Annotated in this window: 11 protein-coding genes; 5 read left to right on the top strand and 6 right to left on the bottom strand. The window is 61.3% G+C overall.

The window, feature by feature from the left end; genetic code table 11:
• Positions 1-99 precede the first annotated feature (99 nt).
• Positions 100-453, top strand: a complete 354-nt coding sequence (locus AC07Y2_RS16310) for a DUF1428 domain-containing protein (RefSeq protein WP_039770926.1) — start codon at positions 100-102, stop codon at positions 451-453.
• Between the two features lie 15 nt (positions 454-468).
• On the opposite strand, the gene AC07Y2_RS16315 is transcribed toward AC07Y2_RS16310, so the two are convergent.
• Positions 469-663, bottom strand: coding sequence for a hypothetical protein (locus AC07Y2_RS16315; protein WP_007957125.1), 195 nt, complete (start codon positions 661-663; stop codon positions 469-471).
• Between the two features lie 107 nt (positions 664-770).
• On the opposite strand from AC07Y2_RS16315, the gene thpR reads away from it, so the two are divergent.
• Positions 771-1,310 carry an RNA 2',3'-cyclic phosphodiesterase gene (gene thpR, locus AC07Y2_RS16320; RefSeq protein ID WP_103387430.1) on the top strand — a complete coding sequence of 180 codons (540 nt, stop codon included), beginning with the start codon at positions 771-773 and terminating at the stop codon, positions 1,308-1,310.
• Between the two features lie 262 nt (positions 1,311-1,572).
• Here the strand turns inward: thpR and AC07Y2_RS16325 are convergent, their stop codons facing one another.
• The 5 genes from AC07Y2_RS16325 to AC07Y2_RS16345 all read right to left on the bottom strand — a co-directional run bounded on the left by AC07Y2_RS16325 (position 1,573) and on the right by AC07Y2_RS16345 (position 6,650).
• The gene (locus AC07Y2_RS16325; protein WP_039770922.1) at positions 1,573-2,670 is read right to left on the bottom strand and encodes a polyamine ABC transporter substrate-binding protein; all 1,098 of its coding nucleotides are present in this window, start codon (positions 2,668-2,670) and stop codon (positions 1,573-1,575) included.
• Between the two features lie 69 nt (positions 2,671-2,739).
• Entirely contained in the window at positions 2,740-3,618 is an 879-nt protein-coding gene (locus AC07Y2_RS16330; protein ID WP_074687818.1) for an ABC transporter permease subunit, read from the bottom strand.
• Positions 3,615-4,529: an ABC transporter permease subunit gene (locus AC07Y2_RS16335; RefSeq protein ID WP_039770920.1), complete on the bottom strand. Its 915-nt coding sequence runs from the start codon at positions 4,527-4,529 to the stop codon at positions 3,615-3,617. The genes AC07Y2_RS16330 and AC07Y2_RS16335 overlap by 4 nt, the downstream gene beginning before the upstream one ends.
• Positions 4,526-5,668, bottom strand: coding sequence for a polyamine ABC transporter ATP-binding protein (potA, locus tag AC07Y2_RS16340; protein ID WP_007957110.1), 1,143 nt, complete (start codon positions 5,666-5,668; stop codon positions 4,526-4,528). Before potA ends, AC07Y2_RS16335 begins: the two co-directional genes overlap by 4 nt.
• Before the next feature lie 220 nt (positions 5,669-5,888).
• Complete coding sequence (locus tag AC07Y2_RS16345; RefSeq protein ID WP_103387429.1) at positions 5,889-6,650, bottom strand: gamma-glutamyl-gamma-aminobutyrate hydrolase family protein; 762 nt, start codon at positions 6,648-6,650, stop codon at positions 5,889-5,891.
• A gap of 282 nt (positions 6,651-6,932) precedes the next feature.
• On the opposite strand from AC07Y2_RS16345, the gene AC07Y2_RS16350 reads away from it, so the two are divergent.
• The 3 genes from AC07Y2_RS16350 (at position 6,933) to AC07Y2_RS16360 (ending at position 11,407) form a co-directional block, all read left to right on the top strand.
• Positions 6,933-8,309: a glutamine synthetase family protein gene (locus AC07Y2_RS16350; RefSeq protein ID WP_011333558.1), complete on the top strand. Its 1,377-nt coding sequence runs from the start codon at positions 6,933-6,935 to the stop codon at positions 8,307-8,309.
• 270 nt (positions 8,310-8,579) lie between these two features.
• Positions 8,580-10,070 (top strand): aldehyde dehydrogenase, encoded by a 1,491-nt coding sequence (locus AC07Y2_RS16355; protein ID WP_064595397.1) that lies wholly within the window; start codon positions 8,580-8,582, stop codon positions 10,068-10,070.
• A gap of 53 nt (positions 10,071-10,123) precedes the next feature.
• Positions 10,124-11,407, top strand: a complete 1,284-nt coding sequence (locus tag AC07Y2_RS16360; protein WP_103387428.1) for an NAD(P)/FAD-dependent oxidoreductase — start codon at positions 10,124-10,126, stop codon at positions 11,405-11,407.
• The last annotated feature ends 24 nt before the right edge of the window (positions 11,408-11,431 follow it).

The following is an 11,431-nucleotide window of genomic DNA, read 5'->3' on the forward strand; positions in this document are numbered from 1 at the left end:
GGACGAGCCGTCGGTCGGGTTGGGCGTCAACCGTGTCGAATGGCGGCCGCCCGAGTCGACTACTCAGCAGATCGAACCCACCCTGCAAGGAGAATGATCATGGCTTACATCGATGTTTTCGTGGCTCCCGTGCCGAATGCCAACCGCGAACAGTACAAAAAACACTGCGAAATCGCCGCGAAGCTGTTCAAGGAATACGGCGCGCTGGAGGTGATTCAGGGCTGGGGCGATGACGTGCCGGACGGCAAGGTCACCTCATTCCCGATGGCCGTAAAACTCAAGGAAGGCGAAGTCGTATCGGCCGGTTGGCTGGTCTGGCCGGACAAGGCCACCCGCGACAGCGGCATGGCGAAAATGATGGAAGACCCGCGCATGCAGCCGGACGTCAATCCGATGCCGTTCGATGGGCAGCGGATGATCTTCGGTGGCTTCAAGGACATTCTTGAGCCTTGATGCCGCGTTGCCGGGTCACTCCGCCGACGGGGTGATCCGGCAGCCTTTGCGGTTGCGGATCTGCTCGTCCGTCGGCCGCTCGCGCACGAATTCGAAACGCGGCTCACCTTCGCTGTAATGCACCAGCCAGCCCCATTCCAGTTCGCTCTCATCCTGCCCGGGATTCGGCGGTCGGGCCCACCAGGGTTCTTTGCTGAGGATCTCGCGCATGACGTCCTCCGGTTGATGGCAATCGTTGAACTATAAACCCCATGCCGAGAGTCGCCAGAAACGGGCGTGTAGAATCCAGGGATCTCGACGAACGAAGGAGCGTGGCCATGACGGACGAAACGCGCGGGGATCAACCGTTCAAGCGGCTGTTTTTCGCTCTGGACTGCCCGCCGGCGCAGCGCAAGGCGATTGCCCAGTGGCGCAGCGAACTGGGGTTGCGCACCGGCAAACCGGTGCCGGCGGACAACTTTCACCTGACGCTGCTGTTTCTCGGCGCGGTGCCGTTGGCGCAGATTGGCGAAGTCTGTGAGGCGGCGGCGAAGGTGTGCACGCCGGGCGAGGCGCTGAGGATTTCACTGGATCGGTTGCAGGTCTGGCGACGCGCCGGAGTGTTGTCGCTGGCGCCGGAGCAGGCACCGCAGGCATTGCTGCGGCTGGTGTATGCGCTGGAGCAGGCGATGTTGCCGTTCGGTTTTGAAGAGGCGACGCGTGAGTATCGTCCGCATCTGACGCTGGCCCGGGACTATCGCGCGCCGGAACCGGAATCCGCCACGCCGCCGGAGTTCTTCCTGCGCGCTGAACGCTTTGCGCTGTTCGAATCCCACAAGGGCCGCTACCGCTCGCTGGCCGATTGGCCACTGATCTGAGCTCACAAAAAAAGGCGCCCGAGGGCGCCTGAATTCACCTGAACCGAGGAGAGCCAGGTGAGGCCGTTCAGAGCAGGGGGCAGCGGTGGTAAGGCGCTGCGTGAACGGAAACTTTCTAGACTGATCGCTGACTGTCTGATCGTTCCCACGCTCCGCGTGGGAATGCAGCCCGGGACGCTCCGCGTCCCTTCCGGAGCTGGAACGCGGAGCGTCCCTTGAGGCATTCCCACGCAGAGCGTGGGAACGATCATCGGTGGTGCCATTACTTGCCGAGTTTCACGCGGGTCCAGCCCCGGGTCATGATCCGTTGCGTGGCAATCGGCTGATCCGGCACCGCATACAGCGTGGCCATCACCGCTTGCGGCGGGTACGAGCCCGGGTCGTTGCGGATCGCTTCGTCCACCAGCGGCGTCGCGGCTTCGTTGGCGTTGCTGTAGCCGATGCTGTTGGTGACTTCGGCGATGATGTCCGGGCGCATCAGGAAGTTCATGAACAGGTAGGCGTTCTCGACGTTGGCGGCATCGCGCGGGATGGCGACCATGTCATAGAAACTGCCGGCGCCTTCCTTGGGAATGCTGTAGTCGATCTCGACCTTGTTGCCCGATTCCACCGCGCGGGCCTTGGCCTGCAACACGTCACCCGAGTAGCCGACGGCTACGCAGATGTTGCCGTTGGCCAGATCGGAGATGTACTTCGACGAATGGAAATACGCCACCGACGGCCGGATTTTCATGAACAGCGCTTCGGCTTCGGCGATGTGCTTCACGTCCTTGTCGTTCACCGGATAACCCAGGTAGTGCAGGGCGGCCGGGAGCATTTCGGTCGGCGAGTCGAGGAAACTGATGCCGCAGGCCTTCAGCTTCTCGGCATTCTCCGGTTTGAACAGCAGGTCCCAGGAATTGGTCGGCGCATTCTTGCCGAGCACTTCCTTGACCTTGTCCGGGTTGAAGCCGATGCCGATCGAGCCCCACATGTACGGGAACGCGTGGGCGTTGTCCGGATCACTGGCGGAGGCGTTTTTCAGCAGCACCGGGTTGAGGTTTTTCCAGTTTGGCAGCTTCGATTTATCCAGAGTCTGGTAGACCCCGGCCTTGATCTGCTTGGCCAGGAAACTGTTGGACGGCACCACGATGTCGTAGCCGGATTTGCCCGCGAGCAGACGTGCCTCAAGAGTTTCGTTGCTGTCGAACACATCGTAGGTCACGCGGATGCCGGTCTCGTCCTCGAACTTCTTGACGGTGTCCGGGGCGATGTAATCCGACCAGTTGTAAACGCGCAGCACCTTGTCGTTGGCCTGGGCGCCCGTGGCGATTGCGCCCAATAAGGACAGTGTCAGCAGAGTCCTGCCAAACATTTTCATCGGTGAAACTCCATTCTTTTTATTCAAAAGCTTTTAAGCCAAAGCGCAAAGCCGTAAAACGCGACGGCCCTAGGCCGTCGCTGCCACTCGTTGAGGTTGCTGCCACGATTCGTTGGCGGTCTGATCCATGGCTTCCTGAATCGCCCGCTTGCGGTTGGCTTCTGCCTTGCGGCCGAAGTACCAGACCAGGAAGGTCACCAGCGACACCGCCAGCAGAATCAGGCTGGCCACGGCGTTGATCTCGGGCTTAACGCCCAGACGCACCGCCGAGAACACTTCCATCGGCAGGGTGGTGGAACCTGGCCCCGACACGAAGCTCGCCAGCACCAGATCGTCCAGCGACAGGGCGAACGACATCATGCCGCCCGCTGCCAGCGACGGCGCGATCATCGGGATGGTGATCAGGAAAAACACCTTGAACGGTTTCGCGCCCAGATCCATCGCCGCTTCTTCGATCGACAGGTCCAGCTCGCGCAAGCGGGCGGAGACTACCACCGCCACATAAGCGGCACAAAACGTGGTGTGGGCGATCCAGATGGTGACGATGCCACGCTCCTGCGGCCAGCCGATCAGTTGCGCCATCGCCACGAACAGCAGCAACAGCGACAGACCGGTGATCACCTCAGGCATCACCAGCGGCGCGGTGACCAGACCACCGAACAGCGTACGACCCTTGAAGCGCGTTACGCGGGTCAGCACGAAAGCGGCGAGGGTGCCCAACGCTACGGCGGCAATCGCGGTGTAGCAGGCGATTTCCAGCGAGCGCACTACCGAGCCCATCAGTTGGGTGTTGTCGAGCAAACCGACATACCACTTCACCGACCAGCCGCCCCAGACCGTCACCAGTTTCGAGGCGTTGAACGAGTAAATCACCAGAATCAGCATCGGCAGATAAATGAACGTCAGGCCGAAGATCAACATGAACTTTGCAAAACCGAAGCGTTTCATCCCCGTGCCTCCATCTCTTTGGCCTGGCTGCGGTTGAACAGCAGAATCGGCACAATCAGGATCAACAGCATCACCACCGCCAGCGCGGACGCCACCGGCCAGTCGCGGTTATTGAAGAACTCTTGCCACAGCACGCGACCGATCATCAGGGTCTCCGGGCCGCCCAGCAGTTCCGGGATCACGAACTCGCCCACCACCGGAATGAACACCAGCATGCAGCCGGCGATGATGCCGTTTTTGGCCAGTGGCACGGTGATTTTCCAGAAGTTGTTGAAGTTGCTCGAACCCAGATCCTGCGCGGCTTCCAGCAGGCTGCCGTCGTGCTTCACCAGGTTGGCGTAGAGCGGCAGCACCATGAATGGCAGATACGCATACACGACCCCAATGTAGACGGCGGTGTTGGTGTTGAGGATCTCGATCGGGTGATCGGTGAGCCCGGTCCACATCAAAAATGCGTTGAGCAAACCGTTGTTGCTGAGGATGCCCATCCACGCGTAAACGCGGATCAGGATCGCGGTCCAGGTCGGCATCATGATCAACAGCAGCAGGACGTTTTGCGTTTCCTTGCCGGTCTTGGTGATCGCGTAGGCCATCGGGAAACCGATCACCAGACACATCAGCGTACTGAGCAGCGCCACCTTCAGCGAACCGAGGTAAGCCGACAGGTACAGCTCGTCTTCGCCGAGCAGGGTGTAGTTGCCGATGTTCAGGAACAGCTGGAATTTCTGTTCGGCGTAGGTGTAGATCTCCGAGTACGGCGGGATCGACAGCGCGGCTTCCGAGAAGCTGATCTTCATCACCAGAAAGAACGGCAGCATGAAGAACAGGAACAGCCAGATGAACGGGATGCCGATGACGAACTTTCGCCCGCTGGGCACCAGGCGCAGGAATTGCTGATTGAAGGTTCTCATGAGCGCAGTACCACGCCGCTGTCGTCTTCCCACCAGACGTAGACCTTGTCGTCCCAGGTCGGACGCGCGCCACGGCGTTCGGCGTTGGCCATGAACGACTGGACGATCTTGCCGCTCGGCAATTCGACGTAGAACACCGAGTGACCGCCGAGGTAGGCGATGTCATGCACCTTGCCTTCGGACCAGTTGTAGCGGGTCTCCGGCTTGATCGTGCTGACGAGCATTTTTTCCGGACGGATCGCGTAGGTGATCGACTTGTCCTGCACCGAAGTGCTGACGCCATGACCGACGTAGATCTTCTGCTGCAAGTCCGGGCTGTGGATGATCGCGTGACCTTCAAGGTCCTCGACCACGGTGCCGTCGAAGGCGTTCACGTTGCCGATGAATTCGCAGACCATGCGGCTGACCGGCGCTTCATAGATGTCGACCGGGCTGCCGATCTGGGCGATCCAGCCCAAGTGCATGATCGCGATGCGCTCGGCCATGGTCATGGCCTCTTCCTGGTCGTGGGTCACCATCACGCAAGTCACGCCGACGCGTTCGATAATCTCAACCAGTTCCAGCTGCATTTGCGAACGCAGCTTTTTATCCAGCGCGCCCATCGGTTCGTCGAGCAGCAACAGCTTCGGCCGCTTGGCCAGGGAGCGGGCGAGGGCCACGCGCTGACGCTGGCCGCCGGACAGCTGATGCGGGCGGCGTTTGGCGTATTGGGTCATGTGGACGAGGCGCAGCATTTCTTCGACGCGGGCGTCGATTTCGCTGGCCGGCAAACGGTCCTGCTTGAGGCCGAAGGCGATGTTCTGCGCAACAGTCATGTGCGGGAACAGGGCGTAGGACTGGAACATCATGTTGATCGGCCGCTCGTACGGCGGCATGTCGGTGATGTCGACACCGTCGAGCAGAATGCGTCCTTCAGTCGGCCGTTCGAAACCGGCGAGCATGCGCAGCAGGGTCGATTTGCCCGAGCCGGAGCCGCCGAGCAGGGCGAAGATTTCGCCCTGATGGATCTCCAGGGACACATCGTCCACCGCCGTGGTTTCGTCGAACTTCTTGGTGACTCGATCGACCTTCACCAGAACCTTTTTCGGTTGCTGATGACCTTCAAGAGCCTTCCTGTAAGTGCTGGAGGCGTTTGCCATGTGAAACTCCCAACAGGTTTCAGTCGCCGGGCCAACGCGGCCTGGCTTAAGAGTGGATTGCAGACCCGCACCGTGCGGGTTGTTCGGCGCCGCCGTCCTGGCTGCCGGGTGGTGCTTTTTGTTTTCGCGGTGTGTTGCTGATCGCGGATGACGGATGCGCAAGCGCGCAACCGCCGACCCCGCGGGGGGCAGTAAATGGTTTTGCAATCGTTGGGTGGCGTCAGCGCTGGTTGCGTCGCGCCGCACGCTGGCGGCAAGCCTCGCCGAATGCCTGGAAAATCCGCAGGTAGTTCGGGTTGTCCAGCACCTGCCATTCCGGGTGCCATTGCACGCCGAGGGCGAAGGTCGGGCTGTGCTCCACCGAGACCGCCTCGATCAGGCCATCCGGCGCCACGGCTTCGGCGCGCAGGCCGGGCGCGAGGCGGTCGATGCCCTGACTGTGAATCGAGTTGACCTGGAATTCACCCGGCAGCTCCAGCGCTTCGAACACGCCACCGGGCAGCACCGTCACGGCATGGGCCGGGGCGTATTGCACGGCGACGTCCGGGCTGTCGGCTTCGCGGTGATCGAGCATGCCCGGCAGCTCATGCACCTTCTGGTGCAGGCTGCCGCCGAACGCCACGTTCATTTCCTGGAAACCCCGGCAAATGCCGAGTACCGGAACGCCCGCCGCGATGGCTGCACGCAATAGAGGAAGGGTAGTGGCATCCCGCGCCGGATCGTGATCCGTGCCGGGAGCGCTGTCCGGGCCCTTATAGTGGAAAGGCTCCACGTTGGACGGCGAGCCGGTCAGCAACAGACCGTCGAGCTGACCCAGCAGGTCTTCGATTTCAGTCAGTTGGCCAAGGGAAGGAATGACGACGGGCAACCCCAGCGCCGCAACGCTGACAGCGCGAACGTACTTGTCGCCGCTGATGTGATAGGGGTGCAGGCCAATCTGTTTGACGCACGCAGTAACGCCGATCAATGGCTTGAATGCCATTTTTATTCACCTCGAAGTTTGACACTTGAACGAGCTTTTCCGGAGCTTAGCCTCGTTGATTTTAATTAACAACTCCCATGTAAAAAATTCTAAACGCCGTTCATCAAGTCTTCATCAAGACCGGGGCTCTGGCGCCTGCATTGGCACGAGAGTGTTAAAAAAAGCCCGAAAAATAAACGCTGGGCGGCTCTGTGTTCGCTATTGACTTCACTTTGCCGTTCGGGTTGACTGGCTCGGCGAAACAGCAGTGAACATAATAATTAACAGCTAAATAGGTGCATCATGTCGGTCCCTCTGCGTGCCGTTCAACTCAACGAAGCAAACGCATTCCTTAAGAAACATCCTGAGGTTTTGTACGTCGACCTTCTGATTGCAGACATGAACGGTGTGGTGCGCGGCAAGCGCATCGAGCGCACCAGTCTTCACAAGGTTTACGAGAAAGGCATCAACCTGCCGGCCTCGCTCTTTGCCCTCGACATCAATGGCTCCACGGTGGAAAGCACCGGCCTGGGCCTGGACATCGGCGACGCCGACCGCATCTGCTACCCGATCCCCGGCACCCTGAGCATCGAGCCCTGGCAGAAGCGTCCGACCGCGCAACTGCTGATGACCATGCACGAACTGGAAGGCGAGCCGTTCTTCGCCGACCCGCGTGAAGTGCTGGCCAACGTGGTGCGCAAGTTCGACGCACTGGGCCTGACCATCTGCGCCGCGTTCGAACTCGAGTTCTACCTGATCGACCAGGACAACGTGAACGGCCGTCCGCAATCGCCGCGTTCGCCGGTGTCGGGCAAGCGTCCGGTGTCGACCCAGGTCTACCTGATCGACGACCTCGACGAATACGTCGACTGCCTTCAGGACATTCTGGAAGGCGCGAAAGAGCAAGGCATTCCTGCCGACGCCATCGTCAAGGAAAGCGCCCCGGCGCAATTCGAAGTCAACCTGCACCACGTGTCCGACCCGATCAAGGCGTGCGACTACGCCGTCCTGCTCAAGCGTCTGGTGAAGAACATCGCCTACGACCACGAGATGGACACCACCTTCATGGCCAAGCCGTATCCGGGCCAGGCGGGCAACGGTCTGCACGTGCACATTTCGATCCTGGACAAAGAAGGCAACAACATCTTCGCCAGCGAGGATCCCGAGCAGAACGCCGCGCTACGCCACGCGATCGGCGGTGTGCTGGAGACCCTGCCTGCGCAAATGGCCTTCCTGTGCCCGAACGTCAACTCGTACCGCCGCTTCGGCGCGCAGTTCTACGTGCCGAACTCGCCGAGCTGGGGCATCGACAACCGCACCGTGGCCGTCCGCGTGCCGACCGGTTCGCCGGATGCCGTGCGCATCGAGCACCGTGTCGCCGGTGCCGACGCCAACCCGTACCTGCTCATGGCTTCGGTGCTGGCCGGTATCCACCACGGCCTGACCAACGAAATCGAGCCGGGCGCTCCGGTCGAAGGCAACAGCTACGAGCAGAACGAACAGAGCCTGCCGAACAACCTGCGCGACGCCCTGCGTGAGCTGGACGACAGCGAAGTCATGGCCCGCTACATCGACCCGATGTACATCGACGTGTTCGTCGCGTGCAAGGAAAGCGAGCTGGCCGAGTTCGAGAACTCGATCTCTGACCTTGAGTACAACTGGTATCTGCATACGGTGTAAGGCCTTCAAAAGCCCCTCACCCTAACCCTCCCGATACGTCGGACCGCCCGGAGGGAGAGGGGACTGACCGAGTTGTCTCGGGATTTCCGGCGACCTGACCGATCCAGTCGATTATGGATTCGGAAGAGATTTTTCAGGTCGGCGGAGCTCTCCAGCATCCCCCGGTCGGTCCCCTCTCCCCCCGGGAGAGGGCTAGGGTGAGGGCAGCCATCTCAAGCCGAACACACACACACCAGACACCCCCAAATTCCCCCGCGTCGAGCCACCACCATGACAACGACCCGCAACGACTGGGAACAACGCTTCCAGTCCCTGACCCTCGAATCCCGTGCCTTCATCAACGGCGAATACCGCCCGGCCATCAGCGGCGAAACCTTCGAATGCCTGAGCCCCGTCGACGGCCGTTTCCTGGCCTCCGTCGCCAGCACCGATGAAGCCGACGCCAACCTCGCCGTCGAAGCCGCGCGCCAATCCTTCAATTCTGGCGTGTGGGCGAACAAGGCCCCGGCCGAGCGCAAGCGCATCCTGATTCGCTTCGCCGATCTGATCCTGCAACACCAGGAAGAACTGGCGCTGCTCGAAACCCTCGACATGGGCAAACCGATCAGCGACTCGATGAGCATCGACATCCCGGCGACCGCCAACGCGATCCGCTGGAGCGCCGAAGCGATCGACAAGATCTACGACGAAGTCGCCGCCACCCCGCACGATCAACTCGGTCTGGTCACTCGCGAGCCGTCCGGCGTAGTTGCTGCGATCGTGCCGTGGAACTTCCCGCTGATCATGGCCAGCTGGAAATTCGCCCCGGCGCTGGCGGCAGGTAACTCGTTCATCCTCAAGCCTTCGGAAAAATCCCCGCTGACCGCGATCCGCATCGCGCAACTGGCGCTGGATGCCGGCATTCCGAAAGGCGTGTTCAACGTCCTGCCAGGCTTCGGTCACACCGTCGGCAAGGCGCTGGCGCTGCACATGGACGTCGATGTGCTGGCCTTCACCGGCTCCACCGCGATTGCCAAGCAACTGATGATTTATGCCGGCCAAAGCAACATGAAACGCGTCTGGCTCGAAGCCGGGGGCAAGAGCCCGAACGTGGTGTTTGCCGACGCACCGGACTTGCGCGCGGCAGCACAAGCGGCGGCCGGCGCCATTGCGTTCAACCAGGGCGAAGTCTGCACCGCCGGCTCGCGCCTGCTGGTGGAGCGTTCGATCCGCGAGCAATTCATCCCGCTGCTGGTGGAAGCGCTGCAAGCGTGGAAACCGGGGCACGCCCTGGATCCGGCGACCACCGTCGGCGCCGTGGTCGATCAGCGTCAACTGGACAACGTGCTGCGCTACATCAGCATCGGCCGCGAGCAGGGCGCCGAACTGATCGCCGGCGGCCGACGCACCCTCGAGGAAACCGGCGGCACTTACATCGAGCCGACGATTTTCGACGGCGTGACCAACGCCATGACCATCGCCAAGGAAGAAATCTTCGGCCCGGTGCTGTCGCTGATCACCTTCGACACCGTTGAAGAAGCACTGCACATCGCCAACGACAGCATCTTTGGCCTCGCTGCCGGGGTCTGGACCAGCAACCTGAGCAAGGCTCACACCTTCGCCCGTGGCCTGCGCGCCGGCAGCGTGTGGGTCAACCAGTACGACGGCGGTGACATGACCGCGCCGTTCGGTGGCTTCAAGCAGTCGGGCAACGGTCGCGACAAATCGCTGCACGCGTTCGACAAGTACACCGAGCTGAAAGCGACCTGGATCAAGCTCTAATTCTATTTACAACGGTGGACGCCGGTTTTTCCGGCGTCCCTCGGAGAACAATAATGAAACAACAACACGTCAACAGTTATTACGCCGCCACCCGCAACGAAGTCATCGACTTCCCGACGCTTGAAGAGTCGGTGGAGTGCGATGTCTGCATCATCGGCGCCGGCTACACCGGCCTTTCCTCGGCGCTGTTCCTGAGCGAAGCCGGCTACAAGGTGACGGTGCTGGAAGCGGCGAAAGTCGGCTATGGCGCCAGCGGTCGCAACGGCGGCCAACTGGTCAACTCCTACAGCCGCGACGTCGACGTGATCGAAGAGCGTTACGGCGACAAGACCGCCGAAATCCTCGGCAGCATGATCTTCGAAGGCGCCGACATCATTCGTTCGCGCATCAAGGAATACGACATCAAGTGCGACTACCGCCCGGGCGGCATCTTCGCAGCGATGAACAAGAAACAATTGAACGGCCTGGCCGAACAAAAACGCAGCTGGGAACGTTACGGCAATAAAAACCTGAAGATGCTCGACGCTGCGGACATCCGTCGCGAAGTCGGTTCCGACGCCTACGTCGGCGGTCTGCTGGACATGCAGGGCGGCCACATTCACCCGCTGAACCTGGCCCTCGGTGAAGCCGCGGCCATCGTGCGTCTGGGCGGCAAGATCTACGAGCAGTCCGCTGCCGTGGAAATCAAATACGGCGAGCCCAACGTCGTGCGCACCGCCAAAGGCCAGGTCCGCGCCAAGTACCTGCTGATCGCCGGCAACGCCTATCTGCCGCAAGGCCTCGACAATCGCGTGACGGCCAAGAGCATGCCGTGCGGCTCGCAGATCTGCGTCACCGAACCGTTGACCGAAAAACAGGCCCGCAGCCTGATCACCAACAACTACTGCGTCGAAGACTGCAACTACCTGCTCGACTACTACCGCCTCACCGCCGACAACCGTCTGCTCTACGGCGGCGGCGTGGTTTACGGCGCCCGTGAACCGGACGACATCGAAACCCTGATCCGCCCGAAGATCCTCAAGACCTTCCCGCAGCTCAAGGACGTGAAAATCGACTACCGCTGGACCGGCAACTTCCTGCTGACCATGTCACGCATGCCGCAATTCGGCCGCATCGAGAGAAACGCCTACTACATGCAGGGCTACAGCGGCCACGGCGTCACCTGCTCGCACCTGGCCGGCAAACTGATCTCGGAAATGATCCGCGGCGACGCCGAACGCTTCGACGCCTTCGCCTCCCTGCCACACATGCCGATGCTCGGCGGCCGCACCTTCTCCGCGCCGCTGACCGCTCTCGGCGCCGTGTACTACTCGCTGCGCGACCGTTTCGGCATCTGATTAACCTCGCCGGGGGGGGGGGGG

Source organism: Pseudomonas sp. GW456-12-1-14-TSB6 (assembly GCF_059424205.1).